The 17257-nt window shown below is 66.0% G+C and carries 16 protein-coding genes; 6 read left to right on the forward strand and 10 right to left on the reverse strand.

The genetic code is table 11. From position 1 onward, the window contains the following. Positions 1–204 precede the first annotated feature (204 nt). From IQ16_RS34310 to IQ16_RS34325, 4 genes are all read left to right on the forward strand, one after another. Positions 205–879: a dienelactone hydrolase family protein gene (locus tag IQ16_RS34310; protein WP_018648834.1), complete on the forward strand. Its 675-nt coding sequence runs from the start codon at positions 205–207 to the stop codon at positions 877–879. Between the two features lie 31 nt (positions 880–910). Continuing rightward, positions 911–1525 (forward strand): hypothetical protein, encoded by a 615-nt coding sequence (locus tag IQ16_RS34315; RefSeq protein ID WP_018648833.1) that lies wholly within the window; start codon positions 911–913, stop codon positions 1523–1525. 273 nt (positions 1526–1798) lie between these two features. Further along, complete coding sequence (locus tag IQ16_RS34320) at positions 1799–3964, forward strand: anthranilate synthase component I (RefSeq protein WP_018648832.1); 2166 nt, start codon at positions 1799–1801, stop codon at positions 3962–3964. 117 nt (positions 3965–4081) lie between these two features. Further along, entirely contained in the window at positions 4082–4621 is a 540-nt protein-coding gene (locus IQ16_RS34325; RefSeq protein WP_011085277.1) for an adenine phosphoribosyltransferase, read from the forward strand. A 15-nt stretch (positions 4622–4636) separates the two neighbouring features. Here the strand turns inward: IQ16_RS34325 and IQ16_RS34330 are convergent, their stop codons facing one another. The 10 genes from IQ16_RS34330 to IQ16_RS34375 form a co-directional block, all read right to left on the reverse strand. Further along, positions 4637–4969: a GIY-YIG nuclease family protein gene (locus IQ16_RS34330; RefSeq protein WP_018648831.1), complete on the reverse strand. Its 333-nt coding sequence runs from the start codon at positions 4967–4969 to the stop codon at positions 4637–4639. An 87-nt stretch (positions 4970–5056) separates the two neighbouring features. Continuing rightward, positions 5057–5725, reverse strand: a complete 669-nt coding sequence (locus IQ16_RS34335) for a hypothetical protein (RefSeq protein ID WP_018648830.1) — start codon at positions 5723–5725, stop codon at positions 5057–5059. A 62-nt stretch (positions 5726–5787) separates the two neighbouring features. Beyond that, complete coding sequence (locus IQ16_RS34340; RefSeq protein ID WP_018648829.1) at positions 5788–6540, reverse strand: P-loop NTPase family protein; 753 nt, start codon at positions 6538–6540, stop codon at positions 5788–5790. A gap of 209 nt (positions 6541–6749) precedes the next feature. Beyond that, positions 6750–7958, reverse strand: a complete 1209-nt coding sequence (locus tag IQ16_RS34345) for a M48 family metallopeptidase (RefSeq protein WP_145832008.1) — start codon at positions 7956–7958, stop codon at positions 6750–6752. A gap of 129 nt (positions 7959–8087) precedes the next feature. Further along, entirely contained in the window at positions 8088–8648 is a 561-nt protein-coding gene (locus tag IQ16_RS34350; RefSeq protein WP_018648828.1) for a LemA family protein, read from the reverse strand. Between the two features lie 169 nt (positions 8649–8817). Then, on the reverse strand, positions 8818–9324 hold the full coding sequence (locus IQ16_RS34355) for a hypothetical protein (protein ID WP_018648827.1): 507 nt from the start codon (positions 9322–9324) through the stop codon (positions 8818–8820). 85 nt (positions 9325–9409) lie between these two features. Then, positions 9410–10381: a small ribosomal subunit Rsm22 family protein gene (locus IQ16_RS34360; RefSeq protein ID WP_018648826.1), complete on the reverse strand. Its 972-nt coding sequence runs from the start codon at positions 10379–10381 to the stop codon at positions 9410–9412. 129 nt (positions 10382–10510) lie between these two features. Next, entirely contained in the window at positions 10511–13975 is a 3465-nt protein-coding gene (gene smc, locus IQ16_RS34365) for a chromosome segregation protein SMC (protein ID WP_018648825.1), read from the reverse strand. Positions 13976–14193: 218 nt separating this feature from the next. After that, a complete protein-coding gene (locus IQ16_RS34370; RefSeq protein WP_018648824.1) occupies positions 14194–14850 on the reverse strand; it encodes a DsbA family protein in 657 nt (218 codons plus the stop codon). A gap of 140 nt (positions 14851–14990) precedes the next feature. Continuing rightward, entirely contained in the window at positions 14991–15488 is a 498-nt protein-coding gene (locus IQ16_RS34375; protein ID WP_018648823.1) for a DUF721 domain-containing protein, read from the reverse strand. Between the two features lie 109 nt (positions 15489–15597). Here IQ16_RS34375 and mutY point away from each other — a divergent pair, with 109 nt between their 5' ends. After that, on the forward strand, positions 15598–16716 hold the full coding sequence (gene mutY / locus IQ16_RS34380) for an A/G-specific adenine glycosylase (protein ID WP_026312978.1): 1119 nt from the start codon (positions 15598–15600) through the stop codon (positions 16714–16716). Positions 16717–16768: 52 nt separating this feature from the next. Further along, complete coding sequence (locus tag IQ16_RS34385) at positions 16769–17188, forward strand: PaaI family thioesterase (protein WP_018648822.1); 420 nt, start codon at positions 16769–16771, stop codon at positions 17186–17188. Positions 17189–17257 lie beyond the last annotated feature (69 nt).

Here is a 17257-nt window from a genome sequence, read left to right on the forward strand (position 1 = left end):
CCGTGTCCCGGACGCGCGAAGCGCGAGCCGGGATCCAGAATGCTCGTGGGTGGGCCCCGGCTCAGCAGCGCATCACGCCGCAAGGGCGGCGCGCTGCGCGGCATCCGGGGCACGAGAGTGCGTTGTTTGGCGCGATTGCGTATCGCTCGCTCACCCGCCAAAATACCGCCAACCGCTCCCCCAAAAACTCACCCGGAGGACACCATGGGAACCGCCATCACCTTCAAGCGCCCGGACGGCAAGGACGCATCGGGCTATCTCGCCAATGCCGCGCGCGGCAACGCGCCGGGCGTGGTCGTGATCCAGGAATGGTGGGGCCTGTCGGACCAGATCAAGGGCCTGTGCGACCGCTTCGCGCTCGCCGGCTTCGATGCGCTGGCGCCCGATCTCTACAAGGGCAAGGTGGTGCCGTATCACGACACGGAGAGCGCCAACAAGGAGATGAACTCGCTCGACTTCATGGACGCCACCACGCAGACCGTGCGCGGCGCCGCGCAGTACCTGTCGCGCAACGGCGCCAAGGTCGGGCTCACAGGCTTCTGCCTCGGCGGCGCCGTGACCATCATCGGCGCGACCAAAATCCCGGAGCTCGCCGCCGGCGTCGTGTTCTACGGCATCCCGCCGGAGCAGGCGGCTAAGCCCGCCGACGTCAAGATCCCGCTGCAGGCCCATTTCGCCAACAAGGACGATTGGTGCACGCCGGAGCTGGTGGGCGGCTTCGAGAAGGCCATGAAGGCCGCCGGCAAGTCGCTCGAGCTGTTCCGCTATGACGCCGAGCACGCCTTCGTCAACGAGCAGCGCCAGGCCGTGCACGACCGCGAGGCCGCCGAGCTCGCCTGGGGCAGGGCGACGGAGTTTTTCAGGAAGCATTTGGGGTGAGACCGGAGCGACCGATCGGGAGCGACGGAGCATGTCGACGTCGTCTTTCACGCGCCTTCTTGGGCTGATCATTGGATCGATGGTCGGCGTTGCCAGCGTCACCGCGCTGACGACGGCTCAGGCGGCGGCGCAGCAGGCATTCGTCACGCTGAACGGCGACCTCAAGAAAGAGGCCTGGTGGGTCATTGCGGATTTCCATCCATTCACGACCGAGGTTCGCGGCATCCCCGCGAACCAGATCCGCAAGAGCTGGTGCAAGGCGACTGAATTCCGCAAGGACCTGATTCCGAAAGAGCTTCTGTTCGAAGGTGGCGTCGATGTGATGCAGTCAGCCGGCATGTCGTTTGCCGTCGAAGGCCGCTTCGACGACACGGCGGCAAGACAGGTCGCGGTGGTTGGCGTTTTTCAGGATTGCGCCGGTCCGAAGGGCCGGTTCATCCTGATCCTCGATCACCCCGCCGACGGAAAGCCCAAGGTCCGGTTTGTCAACGCTGTGCACACAGATCGTCAGTTCGGCGCGCTTCGGAAGGGGAAGGGCGGCACGCTGGTCGCCTCGGCGTGCATGGAATGCGACGAGAGCTCTGTCCTGAAATGGGATCGGAAGAAACGCAAATTCGACTGGGTGCCTCAGGCCGACGAGCTATAGTCACGCGCAGCAATCCCCGGCTGGCGGGCACTTCAGTCCGAACCGGCCCAGGTTCCGGCCCTTGACGCCGCCCCCGCGCCATGGTGAGTATCCCGCCCATGAGCACCGCCGACCGCCCAGCCCGTCTTTGGTGGCGCACCTCCTGACGAGGTGGCCGGTGCGATTTCTTTTCTCAAAATCGTCGAAGGTCGCCAGCACAGCGCGGCGGCCTGATCGTTTGTCCTGTGTGGCGTTCCCTCGGCAAGTCTCGTAAGAGGACCCCAAGAGGATCACATGAACAGGACAGTCTTTGCCCTCCCGGCCAGAAGTGAGTACGCGACCCGCGCCGGTCTCGCGATCACGCGCGTGGCGGAGCAGTTCACCGGCGGCGCCAACAGGCTCGACGATCTCGTAAGCCTGCTCGACCGCCGCCGCGGCGTGGTGCTGTCCTCGGGCACGACCGTGCCCGGCCGCTACGAGAGTTTCGACCTCGGCTTCTCCGATCCGCCGCTCAAGCTCGAGACATCAGGCGTCAATTTCAAGCTGGAAGCGCTGAACGCGCGCGGGCAGGTGCTGATCGCCTTCCTCGCTGACGTTTTGCGCGAGCCCTGTGTCGTCATCTCCGAGAGGACGGCGACGCGGCTTGCCGGCCACATCATCCGCGGCGATGCCCCGGTCGAGGAAGACCAGCGCACGCGGCGCGCCAGCGTGATGTCGCTGGTGCGCGACCTCGTCGCCGCCTTCTCCACCAACGATGACGGGCTGCTCGGCCTGTTCGGCGCCTTCGCCTATGACCTCGTGTTCCAGATCGAGGACCTCGTGCAGAAGCGCGCGCGGGAAGCCGACCAGCGCGACATCGTGCTGTACGTACCCGATCGCCTGCTGGCCTATGACCGCGCCACCGGCCGCGGCGTGGTGCTTTCTTACGACTTCGCCTGGAAGGGCAAATCCACGGAGGGTCTGCCGCGCGAGACCGCCGACAGCCCGTATCTGAAGACACCGCGCCAGGGCTTTGCCGATCACGCCCCCGGCGAATATCAGGCGACCGTCGAAACCGCGCGCGCGGCGTTTGCCCGCGGCGATCTGTTCGAGGCCGTGCCGGGCCAGCTGTTCGCCGAACCCTGCGATCGCTCGCCGGCCGAAGTGTTCCAGCGCCTCTGCGTCATCAACCCGTCGCCTTATGGCGCGCTGATGAATCTCGGTGAAGGCGAGTTTCTCGTCTCGGCTTCGCCGGAAATGTTCGTGCGCTCGGACGGCCGGCGCGTCGAGACCTGCCCGATCTCGGGCACGATCGCACGCGGCCTTGATGCGATCGGCGATGCCGAGCAGATCCGCCAGCTCCTGAACTCGGAGAAGGACGAGTTCGAGCTCAACATGTGCACCGACGTCGATCGCAACGACAAGGCGCGCGTCTGCGTGCCCGGCACGATCAAGGTCTTGGCACGGCGGCAGATCGAGACCTACTCAAAACTGTTCCACACCGTCGATCACGTCGAGGGCATGCTGCGCCCCGGCTTCGATGCGCTCGATGCCTTCCTCACCCATGCCTGGGCCGTCACCGTCACCGGTGCGCCGAAGCTGTGGGCGATGCAGTTCGTCGAGGATCACGAGCGATCGCCGCGGCGCTGGTACGCCGGCGCCATTGGAGCTGTGAATTTCGACGGCAGCATCAACACCGGCCTCACCATCCGCACCATCCGCATGAAGGATGGCCTTGCCGAAGTGCGCGTCGGCGCCACCTGCCTGTTCGACTCCGACCCCGCCGCGGAAGACCGCGAATGCCAGGTCAAGGCGGCAGCGCTGTTCCAGGCGCTGCGCGGCGATCCGCCGAAGCCGCTCTCGACCTTCGCGCCCGATGCCACCGGCTCGGGCAAGCAGGTGCTGCTGATCGATCACGACGACAGCTTCGTGCACATGCTCGCCGACTATTTCCGCCAGGTTGGCGCCAGCGTCACCGTGGTCCGCTATGTGCATGCGCTCGACATGCTCAAGCAGAAGAGGTGGGACTTGCTGGTGCTGTCACCCGGCCCCGGGCGCCCTGAGGATTTCGGGATCAGGAAGACCATCGATGCGGCGCTGGAGAAGAAGCTGCCGGTGTTCGGCGTCTGCCTCGGCGTGCAGGCGATCGGCGAATATTTCGGCGGCGAGCTCGGCCAGCTCACCCATCCCGCCCATGGCCGTCCCTCGCGGGTCCAGGTGCGCGGCGGCCGCCTGATGCGCAACCTGCCGAACGAGATCGTCATCGGCCGCTATCACTCGCTCTTCGTCGAGCGCGACAGCATGCCGGAGGTGCTTGATGTCACCGCGAGCACCGAGGACGGCGTCGCCATGGCGCTGGAGCACAAGACCCTGCCGGTCGCCGGGGTGCAATTCCACCCGGAATCGCTGATGTCGCTCGGCGGCGAGGTGGGACTACGTATCGTTGAGAATGCGTTCCGGCTGGGTGCTGGGGCGAGTTGAGTAAGGGCCGTCATTGCGAGGAGCGAAGCGACGAAGCGATCCAGACTGCTGCCGCGGAAGAACTGGATTGCTTCGCTTTGCTCGCAATGACGGTGGAAAAGCCAGAGCGAGATAACCATGACCTTTGACCACGATCTGAAGGCGAGCGTCCGCACCATTCCCGACTATCCCAAGCCGGGGATCATGTTCCGCGACATCACGACCCTGCTCGCGGATGCGCGCGCCTTCCGCCGCGCGGTGGACGAACTCGTCAATCCCTGGGCCGGCAACAAGATCGACAAGGTCGCCGGCATGGAGGCGCGCGGCTTCATCATCGGCGGCGCGGTGGCGCATCAGCTCTCGGCCGGCTTCGTGCCGATCCGCAAGAAGGGCAAGCTGCCGCACACCACGGTGCGCATCGCCTATTCGCTCGAATACGGCATCGACGAGATGGAGATGCACGTCGACGCGATCCAGCCCGGCGAGCGCGTGATTCTGGTCGACGACCTCATCGCCACCGGCGGCACCGCCGAGGGCGCGGTGAAGCTGCTGCGCCAGATCGGCGCCAACGTCGTCGCCGCTTGCTTCATCATCGACCTGCCCGAGCTCGGCGGCGCCGCCAAGCTGCGCGCCATGGACGTGCCGGTGCGCACGCTGATGACGTTCGAGGGGCACTAAAGGTCGGCGCGATCGTCAGATCGCCTCTGCCTTCAACTCGGCCTGCCAGTGCAGCACGCGATCCTTCAGGAGGGCGTTCCTGACATAGGCGCTCTCCTCATCCTCCAGACGCTCGCATTCGCCGAAGGTCAGGCCTGCCTCGCCATGCGCGTTCCAGGCCGCCTGGAGACCGCGGCAGGTGTGGCTGCCCTGGCGCAGCGAGAACCAGATGCGGTTCTGGATCGTCTCCAGGTTCGGCGCCTGGCCGACCCAGGCCTCGCCTGAGGCCGCGCAGCGGACGACGTAGATGCCCGCAACGGTCTTCCGCTCCTTGTAGGCTGCGATCGCTGCTTTCCGGTCGATGCTCACGGGGGATAGGACCTTGTTGAGGGATACCGATGTCCGCCTCAATAAGCCCGCTCCAGCCCGCAGTCAATATTATCCGGGTAAAATAACCTACGACCGCTGCAGAATCAGATTGAGCTCCAGCTCGCGGAACGCGAGGTAATTCCTGCGGGTCCACTGGTGCAGCTCGGTGGAGTGGTCCTTCTCCTGGCGCAGATAGCCGGTGAAGGAGAAGCTGAGCCGGTCGATATAGGTCTTGAGGAACCCCGGCAGCGCGGGCAGGCGGAACAGCCGCCCGCCTTCCATCGCAGGCGGCAGCTCGCCGCGCACGACATATTCGTTGTCCACCGTGATCAGGTTCATCCGCGGGATCTGCCCGCGCAGCATCTCGTGGGCGCGGGCCGAGACGCGGTCGGTGTCGGCAACGAACAGGATCTGCGGCGCGACGTGACGGCGTGCCGCCTCCTTGAGCAGGCCGATCTCCTCGGTCATCTTGAAGAACTCGTCGAAGGCGTGGAAGCCGAGGTCGATCACCTTGGCGAGCCCGTCATCGATGATGACGCGGTCCATCAGCTGCATCTTGCCGTAGGTGTCGATCACGTCGGCGGTCTCGGTGATCTTCGGCAAATAGTCCAGCAGCGACGGTTCCTTCAGGTTGACGTCGAAGGCCGCGACGTTGCCGTTCTTGAGCAACAGGAATTCGCTCAACAGCCGCGCCAGCAGGGTCTTGCCGACCTGCGGGCGGGGCGAGCAGATGATGTAGACGGGCGTTGCGGACATTGCAGGCTATTATTTGAGCGAACTTGTCGCCCAATCCAGCCGAATCCGTCCGGGGTCCGCAACTATTTTTCGGTGTTGCGGGTCGCAGGCTTCGAACCGACGATGTCGGTCAGGCGGATGCGGTCGAACTCGCTCCAGACATTGGCCAGCCAGTGCCGGACGTAGCCGCGCAGCACGAAGGAATAGTTCGCGGCCTCGTCGCTGATGCCCTTGTTGGCGACGAATTTCAGGAACGGGACGGAGGACACCTCGACCTGCTCATAGGCCATTTCGTTGAGCTTGGGGATGGTGAGCTCGGTCGCGTCCTTGATGCGATGGAAGTAGGAATTATAGGTCGCCTGGTCCCACTGGAAGAACTGGGTGTCGTTGATGAAGTTCTTGACCAGGAAATATTTCGCGCCGGTCATGAAGCCCGCGGTCTCGGCGATCTCCTCCAGCGAGGCGATCGAGGGTCCGAGGATGTGGAACACCGCGAAGGTGATCTGGCCGGCCTTGGCGGCGTCGAGGAAGCCGATGTCGCGCAGCGAGGCCAGCGCCGGCGAGAGCAGGCCGGCGCGGACGTCGATCACGGTCACCGACGGGCTCACCGCGTTGAGCGTGTCGAAGATCTTCATCTGGTCCGACGTCGTCGTCATGTCGACGATCTCGGTGATGTCAGGGTGGAAGCGCTTCAGGGTTCCGCGCGGCGACTCCGTGTCGAAGGCGCGCGTCGGCACGTTGTTGGCTGAGAAATAATCGAGCAGGGTGCGCGATACCGTGGTCTTGCCGACCCCGCCCTTGTCCGCGCCCACCACAACCACTGCCGGCTTTGCCATTGCTGTCCCCTAACGCGCGCCCCCGATCGCGAGGTCGCAATCGGCCGGGCCCCAAATCGATGTCCCGAAAGACGTCCCAAGTCTGCTGTTGGGCGCGAAGATGGCAGAAACAAGGGAGAATTCAATTCCTTGCGCCCCGGTTGCGGCAATTCCCGAGGTTTTTCCCGATCGGTGTCAAACCCGCAACGAACCGCGGTCGATCACATGGCTCAGTGACGGCCCCACGGTCCCATCGGATTGGCTGTCGGGGCCTCTGAGGGGCGTGGTGCGGGAACGGGCGGCGGATTGGCTGGACCGGCTGCATCGCCCCATGGCCCCTGCGACAGCGGCGGCGGGGCATCCTTCGTCTCGGGTTGGTCCGTCTCGGGCTGATCCGTCTCGTCAGTGGGGTCGGGCAGCGGACCGGGATCATGGCCGCCGGCGAACTTGACCAGCGCGTCGACCCGGGACTGCACGGAAGGGTGGGTCGCGAACAGGTCGGCAAAGCCCTCGCGCGGATTGTCGACGCAGAGCTCCATCACCGCCGAAGTTGCGCCCGGCAGCTCGCCGCGATTCTCGATCTTGCGCAGCGCCGAGATCATGGCGTCCGGATCTTTCGTCAGCTCGACCGAGCCGGCGTCGGCGAGATATTCGCGCGAGCGCGACAATGCGAGCTTCACCACCTGCGACATCAGCCAGGCCACCACGATCAGCACGACCGCGATGATGATGACGATCACCGCGCCGCCGCCGGAGCTCTTGCTGTCGCTCGACGACGAGGACGAGCGCGACGACGAGGAGGAGCCCGAGGACCACGAGCCGCCGGAGTTCCAGCTCAAATTGGTGAACAGGCGGAAGAACAATTCGCCGAAGAAGCCGACGACGCCGGCGATGATGACGGCGACCACCATCAGCTGCACGTCGCCGTTCCTGATGTGGGTCAGTTCGTGGCCCAGCACCGCCTCGATCTCCTTGTCGTTCAGCGCGTTGAGGAGGCCGGTGGTGACGGTGACCGAATATTGCCGCGGGTTGAGGCCGGTCGCGAACGCGTTCAGCGCCGGGCTCTCCATGATCTTCAGCTTCGGCATGGTGATGCCGCGCGAGATGCAGAGATTTTCGAGCAGATTATAGAGCCGCGGCTCTTCCTGCCGGGTGACGTCGTGGCCGCCGGTCACCGCGTCGATCATCGACTGGTGGAAGAAATAGGCGATCACGACCCAGACCGCCGTCACGACCGTTGCAACGGGCGCAGCGACGATCAGATCATGGAAGGCGTGGCTCAGGTAGAAGGCGACGGTCCGGTTGCTGTCGATCAGAACTTCGGCGACCAGTGCGCCGGCATAGACCAGTACATAGACCAGCGCGAACAGGCCGGCGAGCAGCAGCATCGAACGAAACTTGTTCGAGGCGATGTGCGTGTAGAGACCATACGCGGCCATGACGCCACTTCGTCAAAGTCTGTCGTTCCGGGGCGCGCCGAAGGCGTGAACCCGGAACCTCGAGATTCCGAGTTCGTCGCTTTGCGACGCCCCGGAATGACGGAGAAAAACAATGGACATGTTAGGCAATCAGAACTTCACCTGAGGCGCCGCCTCGACCTCGGTGCGGCTGGCGCCGAGATCGAAGAAGTCCTTCTTGGTGAAGCCGAACATGCCGGCGAACAGCGCGGCGGGCATCTGCTGGATGCCGGTGTTGTATTCCTGGACCGCGTTATTGAAGAAGCGGCGGCTTGCCGCGATCTTGTTTTCGAGGTCCGACAGTTCGCTCGCGAGCTGCTGGAAATTGGCGTTGGCCTTGAGGTCCGGATAGGCCTCCGACAGCGCGATCAGCCGGCCGAGCGCGCCGGAGAGCTGGGTCTCGGCCGCGGACACCTGCGCCGGCCCCTGCGCCGACATCGCCGAATTACGTGCCTTGATGACGTCGTCGAGCGTGCCGCGCTCATGCGATGCATAGCCTTTCACCGTCTCGACCAGGTTCGGGACCAGATCGTGGCGCTGCTTGAGCTGCACGTCGATATCGGCAAAGGCTTGGCCGACGCGCTGGCTCAGCGCCACCAGACGGTTGTAGGCACTGAAGGCCAGGAACACGAGGACGACGACAACGCCGAGAACGATCCAGCCGGTCGACATGGAGAACTCCTGAAGAGGGAAAGAAGGCGGGCGCTAGGGTAGACCAATTTGGCGCAGGGCGAGAGCCCCGGCGGAGAGGGGAGGCAAGACTTGGTCGGATCTGGAGCCCTTGGAGTTCAAGGCAAAAGGCCCGAAGAGGTTAACTTTCGGCAATGACGGCGGCTGCCGGTTACGCCACGGTATCGAACCTGGGGATGCCGGTGGCACGCACCAGATGCGATACGGCGAGACTGACATCGCGAAGCGTCCCGCTCGGCAGGGGAATGGAATATTTCCCACCTTGCTTCAGTTCGATATAGGCACCGTAACTAACTCCGCCCTCGTTGCGGTATTCCATCGTTCCAACCCGGGTGCATTCGTCGAGCGGACAATCGAAAACGATCGTGTTCGGGCGGCCAAGCAGGCTTTGCGAAATCGTCAACTTTTGACCGGTGAGATCGAACTCCACGGTCCAGCGTCGCATGACCGTCAGAAGCAGAGAGATCGCGAGCACGACGAGGGCGATGAGAAGCCCAGCCGCGCCTGCAGGTGTCACGACCGTTCCGGTCGCGCCCTTTGCGAAAACCAACATCAAGCCGAGGGCAATGACGATCCCGCCGATGGCTGCGCCCGAACTGGGTTTGGACGTAACGTAGGTGAGCTTTCCGTCCAGGACGGTTGGATGAGGTTCGACCATTGTGCGGTGATCCGACCGAAGTGCGGCCCATGATAGCCGGTAATCGGCAAGAGTTGTAGCCGGCACCAGTCTCAATCTTTGATACTTAGCTCGTCGTATCTCCCCAGCGCCAACGCCTTGCGTCCGCATAGGCCAGCTTGTCGCGCCGCGGCACCTTCGTGATGGCGACACCTTCCTCCCTGCAAAGCTTGGCCGTGATTTCGGCCTTGCCGACATCGGGCGGCGCCAGCACGCGTGTGGCGCGCGTCGCCGGCGGCGTGCGGGTCAGCGCGACGTAGATGAAGCGCTCGTCCTCGAACGGCACGTCGGCGCCCTTGATCTGGCGGTGCGCCTGCGAGCGCGGCAGGCGCTGGGAGAAATGGCACCAGTCGGGCGCGGCGAGCGGGCAGGGGTTTTCGTGCGGGCAGGGGGCGGCGACGTAGGCCCCGGCCCCGATCAGCTGCTGGCGCAGCGCGAGGATGCGGGCGTAGCCGGCGGGCGTGCCGGGCTCGATCACGACCAGCGCGTGGCGGGCTTTCGTCCACATGGCCTCCGTAAGCTTGCGCTGGTCGCTCTCGCCGAGCTCGCCGATGATGTAGCTGGCAATCACGAGATCGGCTTGCGAGACCTCGGCGAGGTTCGCACCGGCATCGCCCGGCAGGTAGCGGCACTCGGCGAGGCGCGTGCTGTCGCGGGCCAGTTCAAGCGCAAGGCGGCTCAGGGTGGCATTGGCGTCGAGCAGGGTGAAGTCTTGGAGCGACGGAAACGCCTCCGCGGCGGCCCAGCTCGCGGTGCCCGGGCCTGCGCCGACGTCGAGCAGCGTCTCTGGGGCGAGGTTCGGTACAATCTCGGTCAGTGCGTTCAGGCTCGCGGCCACGGCCGCGTAGGTCGCGGGCATGCGCGCCAGTGCGTAGGCGAGCGCGTCGGCCTCCGACTTGATCGTGCCGGAGCCGCCGCCGGCACGGTAGGTGGTCGAGATCTTCTGCGATCGCTGCGCCGCGTCGGTGCGGGAGAAGCCCTGCAGTTTGCCGTCGAGGGCGGCTTTCAGTTCGGCGGGGAGGGTGGGGGAGATCATCATCCGCAGTCATGCCCCGCGAAGGCGGGGCATCCAGTACTCCGAGACAGTGCCGTCAACCGAGAAGCCGCGGCGTACTGGATCATCCGCCTTCGCGGATGATGACGCAATGGGTGTGGCGCGACTGCGAAATCACGCCACGTTCTGGTCGAGAATGTCCACCGCCTCGGCGAGGCTCACCGACACCAGCTGCGACACGCCGCGCTCGGCCATGGTGACGCCGAACAGCCGGTTCATCCGCGCCATCGTGATCGGATTGTGGGTGATGATGATGAAGCGCGTGTCGGTCGAGCCGGTCATCTCGTGCAAGAGGTTGCAGTAGCGTTCGACGTTGTGATCGTCGAGCGGCGCGTCGACTTCGTCCAGCACGCAGATCGGCGAAGGGTTGGTCAAGAACACGGCGAAGATCAGCGCCATCGCGGTCAGCGCCTGCTCACCGCCCGAGAGCAGCGACAGCGTCTGCGGCTTCTTGCCCGGCGGCTTTGCGATGATCTCGAGACCGGCTTCCAGCGGATCGTCGCTCTCGATCAGGTGCAGCGCGGCCTCGCCGCCGCCGAACAACTCGACGAACAGGCGCTTGAAGTGGTTGTTGACGACCTCGAACGAGGTCAGCAGCCGCTCGCGGGCCTCCTTGTTGAGGCTCTGGATGCCCTGGCGCAGCCGCTTGATGGCTTCGACCAGGTCGTCGCGTTCGGTGACGAGACCGGTGTGCTGGGTCTCGACCTCGCGCAGCTCTTCCTCGGCGCGCAAATTGACGGCGCCAAGGCGCTCGCGGTCGCGACGCATCTTTTCGAGGTCTTCCTCGATGTCGTGCAGCGGCGGCAGCTCCGCGCCCGGCTCGATCTCGGCGAGGCCGGCAACGGCCTGCGGCTCGACCTCGAGCATGTCGCGGATCTCGCGCTCGATGTCCTCCAGGCGGCGGCGGGCGCCTTCCATGCGCTCCTCGGCGCGCGCGGTGGCCTCGCGCGAGCTGGAGAGCGCTTCGAGCGTCAGCTTGGCGACGCGGTCGGTCTCGGCCATCGCGGTTTCCGCGGTGGCGAGTGCGTCGGCGGCCATGCGGCGGTCGTTCTCGGCGTATTCGATCTCGGTGATCAGCGCGCTGCGCTTCTCGGCGAACACTTGCGGCGCGTTTTCGAGATCGCTGCGCTCGATCGTGAGCTCGGCGATACGGGCCTGGATGGTGTCGATGTGCGAGGCCGCGCTTTCCTTGCGGTTCGCCCACTCGGTGCGCTCGGCGAGGATCGCCTGCACGCGGCGATCGGCAAGCTCGGCCTCGCGCGCCAATGCCTGCGCCTCGGCGCGGACCTGGGCGGCCATGCGGCGATGAGCCTCGATGTCGCTGCGGACGGCGGCGAGGCGGGTCTCGGTGTCTTCGCTCGACGGCAGCTCGGAGATGCCGGCCTCGGCGTATTCGTAGGCGGCCTCGGCCTCGGCACGGTCGGCGGCGAGACGGCTGTGCGCTTCCGACAGCGTCGCCTTGCGGGCGGCGTGGCGGCTGATCTCGCGCTCGGCGGTGGCGTGACGCTCGCGCGCGACGTTCAGCTCGCGCTGCGCGGCACGCCAGGCTTCGCGGCTTGCACCTTCGGTGCTCGCGGCCATCTGCAATTCGGACTCGGCATTCTCCAGCGCCTGACGCTTGATCTGCGCGTCGATGCGGGCCTGCTCCAGCTCGTTCTCGATGTCGACGAGGCGGGCGCGCTCGGCAAGGCGGCGCGCCGCGCCGGTCGGGGCATGCGCCGCGGCGACAAAACCGTCCCAGCGCCAGACGTCGCCCTCGGGCGAGACCAGCCGCTGGCCGGTCTTGAGCTGCGAGACCAGCTCGGCGCCGCGCTCGCGCGGCACCACGCCGATCTGGGCGAGGCGGCGGGCCAGCTCGGCAGGCGCCTGCACATGGTTGGAGAGCGGAACGGCGCCTTCGGGCAGCTCCGGATCGCCTTCGGTGTGTCCGACATTGGTCCAGCGCATCGGCGCCGACGGGTCGATCGGCGCGTCGAGATCGTCGCCGAGCGCGGCGCCGATCGCCTTTTCAAAACCCTTGTCGACGGTGATGCCGTCGATGATCGGCGGCCACAGATTCTTGGTCTCGCCGTTGACGATCTTGGAGATCGTGCGCGCCTCGGTCTCGAGGCGCTGCACGCGCTTGTCGGCTTCGTTCAGCGGCGAGCGCGAGGATTCCAGCGTCTGGCGTGCCGCGACGTGGGCGGCTTCGCTCGCCTGCGCCGCGGCTTCCGAAGCCGCCAGCGTCTGCTCCGCGGTCTCGACCAGAGCGGTCAGCTCGTCGAGATCGCCGAAGCCGCCGGTCGCTTCAGTGAGCTTCTGCTCTTCGGCGGTGACGTTCGCGATCTCCTGGTCGAGCCGGGCGAGCTTGTCGCGATGGGTGCGGACGTTGGCCTCGAGCTGGTTGCGCTTGGCGGTGAGGTCGGCGAGCGCGGTGGTGAGCTCGGCGAATTGCTGCTCGGTCTCGGTCAGCACCGCCTCGGCTTCGCCGACGCGCTCGTCGACGCCGGAGCGCTTCTCGACGCGCGACTTGATCTCTTCCTTCAGCTCGGCGTCTTCGGTGTCGAGCCGTTGCAGCGCGACGTCGGCGTCCATGGTTTGTTGCTGAGCACGGGAAATGTCGCCTTCGAACTGCGCGAGGCGGCGCTCGAGTTCGGCGACACGCTCCTTGGCGCGCTCTTCCTCGCGGTCGAGCAGCTCGCGGGCATTGGTCAGGCGCTGGAGGCCGGCGGCAGCGCGCGCTTCGGCATCGCGCAGCGCCGGCATTTCGGCGGCGCGGATCGCCTGGATGCGGGCGGCTTCAGCCTGGTGCTGGGTGCGCTCGGCCATCTCGCGCACCGCGAGATCATGGGTCTGGCCGGATTCGTTGACGTCCGCATGGGCGCCGATCCAGCGCAGATGGAACAGGGTGGCTTCGGCCTTGCGGACCTTGGCCGCGACCTCGCGGTAGCGCACGGCCTGGCGAGCCTGCTTCTTCAGGCCTTCCATCTGGCCCGAGAGCTGGCCGATCACGTCCTCGACGCGGGTGAGATTGGTTTCGGCGGCCTTCAGGCGCAGCTCGGCCTCGTGGCGGCGGGCGTGCAAGCCGGCGACGCCGGCGGCGTCTTCCAGCACGCGGCGACGCTGCTCGGGCTTGGCCTGGATGATCTCGCCGATCTTGCCCTGGTGGACGAGGGCCGGCGAGCGCGCGCCGGTGGCGGCATCGGCGAACAGGATCTGCACGTCGCGGGCGCGCACGTCGCGGCCGTTGATGCGGTAGACCGAGCCGGCCTCGCGCTCGATGCGGCGGGAGATTTCGAGCAGCTGGCTGTCGTTCATCGCCGCCGGCGCGGTGCGATCGGCGTTGTCGATCGTCATCGTCACTTCGGCGTGGTTGCGCGCGGGGCGGTTGCCGGAGCCGGCAAAGATCACCGCGTCCATGTCGGCGGCGCGCAAGCTCTTGTACGACGTTTCACCCATCGCCCAGCGCAGCGCTTCGACGAGATTCGACTTGCCGCAGCCGTTGGGACCGACCACGCCGGTCAGGCCGGGCTCGATGACGAAGTCCGTGGGCTCAACGAAGGACTTGAAGCCGTGAAGTCGCAGGCGGGTGATTTTCATAAGCACGCATCTCTGTTGGCAGGCGCGAATCCCCCTGCCGGGACAATACCATGGAAGGCAGTGTCGCTATCCGGGGCGAGTCGCGCGAGGCGCCTCATGCGGCTGGACAATGGCCGCGGTGCGCCGCGAGGGCAACCGGCGAAAGCCGCTTTTCCCAAGGGATTTATGCCGGGAAAGATACGGCTTTCGAGATGCGAATCAGGATCTTGACGAGCGAATCAGCTCTTCAGCAGCGGGTTGATCTTCTTGGCGAACTCCTCGAACGAGGCCTCGCCCTTGATCTTCTCGCCGTTGATGAAGAAGGTCGGCGTCGAATCCACCTTCAACACGTCGCTGGCATATTTCTGGTCGGCGGCGATCTTGTCGAGCAGCGCCTGGTCCTTCAGGCAGGCTTCGACCTGCTGCTGGGTGAGGCCGGCCTGCTTGCCGATCCGTGTCAGGGTCTCGGTGGTGTTCTTCAACACCCAGTCGCTCTGCTGGCGGAACAGCATGTCGGTGACGGCGAAGTATTTCGGCGCGTCGTCCTTGGCGATGCAGCGCGAGAGCATCGAGCCGGCGGCCGCTTTGATGTCGAGCGGGAACTCGCGGAAGATGTAACGCACCTTGCCGGTGTCGATGTACTCCGACTTGATCTTGGGGAACACCTGCTCGTTGAAGGCGGCACAGTGCGGGCAGGTCATCGAGGCGTATTCGGTGATGGTGACGGCGGCGTCCTTCGGGCCGAGCGCCATGTCGGGCAGCGACACCGGCTTCGCCACATCGGCGGCAGATTGTGCCATCGCCTCGGAGATGAACCGCAGCGGCGAGAGCCCGGCGACCGCGGCAAGCCCGGTCAGCGACAGCATCGTGGTGAAGGCGCGGCGGGTGATGATCAAGGTCGGCTCCCGAATTGGCAAAGTGTCGCCCAAAGGATCGGGTCAAGGTTCCCGCCCGGGCGGCCTGTCGCTAGCTTGAAACGTCGCTTGAGGCAATGGCGGGCCGCAAGGACGGGTCCAGATTGCCCGCGAAATGAGGCTCAATTTCGCTTGATGGCGGCCCCGAGCCGCGCCAGCGCCGACTTCAATTGTTCATCTTCGATGTCGGTCAGGCTCTCGGCCACCTTGGCGACCGCCTTGGGGTCCGGCGGGCCGGGCCGCTTCCGGGCCCTCGGCCGCGACAGGGGGGCCTGGCGGAAGGCCAGCTTGCCGACCGCGCTCCAGCCGAAGAAGCGGTTGACCCGCTCCAGGATCACGTCGGCCGAGTGCTGGATCTCCAGCGCCATCGGTCCCTCGACCCGCAGCACCAGCGTCGCCGGCTCCTGCGGCTGGCCCTCGACCGGCCGCGGCCATTGCATCTTGAGCGGCTCGGCATGGGCGGCGATCTCGGGTCCCGCGATCTGCGCCCACCGCGTCACCAGCTCGCGCGCCGCAAAGCCCTGCTTGGCATAGGCCTCCGCAAAGACGTCGCTGAGCAGGGTCCCGAGCGGTTTTGCGCTGATGGGACCGGGCTTGAAGATGGGACCGGATTTGGACATGGGAGCCTTATAGCACTGCGGACGGGCCACCACGAAGAAAGACGTGGATGCCCGCGACCGGCGCGGGCATGACGTGGAGAGATCGGCTTGAGGCCGTTACAGTGAGCGCATGAGCCGCAGATCCGCCCTGAAAGTGAAATCGGAACCAGTTCTACCGGAGACCTCATCGCGTCCGACGCTGCTCCTCCAGTGGTACGACCGTCATCGCCGCCGGTTGCCCTGGCGCGCCGCGCCCGGCGAGGCGTCGGACCCTTACCGCGTCTGGCTGTCCGAGATCATGCTGCAGCAGACCACGGTGAAGGCGGTCGGCCCCTATTTCGAAAAGTTCGTCGCGCGCTGGCCTGACGTCACGGCGCTCGGGCGGGCCTCGCTGGACGACGTGCTGCGGATGTGGGCCGGGCTCGGCTACTATTCACGTGCACGCAATCTCCACGCCTGTGCGGTCGCGGTGACGCGCGAGCATGGCGGCACCTTTCCCGATACCGAGGAGGGCCTGCGCGCGCTGCCGGGGATCGGACCCTACACGGCGGCGGCGATTGCGGCGATCGCGTTCGATCGCCACACCATGCCGGTCGACGGCAATATCGAGCGCGTGGTGTCGCGGCTCTTTGCCGTTGAAGACGAGCTCCCGCAGGCAAAGCCGCTGATCCAGCAGTTGGCGGCGACTCTGCTCGCCAACTCGCGCGCCGGCGACAGCGCTCAGGCGCTGATGGATCTCGGCGCCTCGATCTGCACGCCGAAGAAGCCGGCCTGCTCGCTGTGCCCGTTCATTGAGGATTGCACGGCGCGCGCGCAAGGCACCCAGGAGACGTTTCCGCGCAAGGCACCGAAGAAGAGCGGAGCGCTGCGGCGGGGCGCAGCCTTCGTGGTGACGCGCGGTGACGAAGTGCTCGTCCGCTCAAGACCCGAGAAGGGCCTGCTCGGCGGCATGACGGAAGTCCCGGGCTCGGACTGGCTCGCCGGACAAGAGGATGCGACGGCGAAGCAGCAGACGCCGGAGCTGAAGGGGCTGTCGCGCTGGCAGCGCAAGGTAGGCGTCGTCACCCACGTCTTCACGCATTTTCCGCTGGAGCTGGTGGTCTACACCGCGAAGGCCGAAGCCCGCACCTGCGCGCCCGCAGGCATGCGCTGGGTGCCGATCGCGACGCTTGCCGACGAAGCGCTGCCCAACGTCATGCGCAAGGTGATTGCGCACGCGCTGGATCATTCGTCGGGCGCATCCTCCTGACAGCACGCTGGCAGCAGCGTTAAGCTATCAGGGCGCGACACGGAGGCTGCCAATGGTCAAGACCGCGCTCGACAATTTTCCAAGGCCGCCTTGCGCCGAACTGCTCGGATGGCGCCTGCTCGATGCTCGCCCCGAGGAGGGCTGGATCAGGCTCGCCTTCGAGGGCAAACCCGAGTTCTGCAATCCGGCGGGCTTCATCCAGGGCGGCATGCTTTCAGCCATGCTCGACGACACCATGGGTCCCGCCGTGCTGGTGATGAGCGAGGGCCGGCTCTACACCACCACCATCAGCATGACCGTGAATTTCCTCAGCCCCGCCAAGCCTGGGCCGATCATTGGTGAAGCGAAGGTAACACAGCTCGGCAGGACGATCGCGTTCGTCGAGGCCAAGCTGACGGCGGAAGACGGCACGGTGCTGGCGACGGCCAGCGCGAGCGAGCGGCTGCTGGAAGCGGCGAGGGTGGTGAAGTAAGGCGGGCGCCGCTCTCTCGCTCCCTCGCCCCGTTCTTACGGGGAGAGGGCGGGGTGAGGGGCCTCTCTC

Origin of the sequence: Bradyrhizobium huanghuaihaiense (assembly GCF_007830635.1) — a bacterium.
GTDB classification, from domain to species: domain Bacteria; phylum Pseudomonadota; class Alphaproteobacteria; order Rhizobiales; family Xanthobacteraceae; genus Bradyrhizobium; species Bradyrhizobium huanghuaihaiense.

Bases quoted from the DNA above. Each gene is read 5' to 3' on its own strand.
- IQ16_RS34385 (WP_018648822.1), top strand. From the start codon at position 16,769: ATGGTCAAGACCGCGCTCGACAATTTTCCAAGGCCGCCTTGCGCCGAA.
- IQ16_RS34310 (WP_018648834.1), top strand. From the start codon at position 205: ATGGGAACCGCCATCACCTTCAAGCGCCCGGACGGCAAGGACGCATCG.
- IQ16_RS34350 (WP_018648828.1), bottom strand. From the start codon at position 8,648: ATGTCGACCGGCTGGATCGTTCTCGGCGTTGTCGTCGTCCTCGTGTTC.
- IQ16_RS34375 (WP_018648823.1), bottom strand. From the start codon at position 15,488: ATGTCCAAATCCGGTCCCATCTTCAAGCCCGGTCCCATCAGCGCAAAA.
- IQ16_RS34320 (WP_018648832.1), top strand. From the start codon at position 1,799: ATGAACAGGACAGTCTTTGCCCTCCCGGCCAGAAGTGAGTACGCGACC.
- IQ16_RS34360 (WP_018648826.1), bottom strand. From the start codon at position 10,381: ATGATGATCTCCCCCACCCTCCCCGCCGAACTGAAAGCCGCCCTCGAC.
- IQ16_RS34325 (WP_011085277.1), top strand. From the start codon at position 4,082: ATGACCTTTGACCACGATCTGAAGGCGAGCGTCCGCACCATTCCCGAC.
- mutY (WP_026312978.1), top strand. From the start codon at position 15,598: ATGAGCCGCAGATCCGCCCTGAAAGTGAAATCGGAACCAGTTCTACCG.
- smc (WP_018648825.1), bottom strand. From the start codon at position 13,975: ATGAAAATCACCCGCCTGCGACTTCACGGCTTCAAGTCCTTCGTTGAG.
- IQ16_RS34345 (WP_145832008.1), bottom strand. From the start codon at position 7,958: ATGGCCGCGTATGGTCTCTACACGCACATCGCCTCGAACAAGTTTCGT.
- IQ16_RS34355 (WP_018648827.1), bottom strand. From the start codon at position 9,324: ATGGTCGAACCTCATCCAACCGTCCTGGACGGAAAGCTCACCTACGTT.
- IQ16_RS34340 (WP_018648829.1), bottom strand. From the start codon at position 6,540: ATGGCAAAGCCGGCAGTGGTTGTGGTGGGCGCGGACAAGGGCGGGGTC.
- IQ16_RS34315 (WP_018648833.1), top strand. From the start codon at position 911: ATGTCGACGTCGTCTTTCACGCGCCTTCTTGGGCTGATCATTGGATCG.
- IQ16_RS34335 (WP_018648830.1), bottom strand. From the start codon at position 5,725: ATGTCCGCAACGCCCGTCTACATCATCTGCTCGCCCCGCCCGCAGGTC.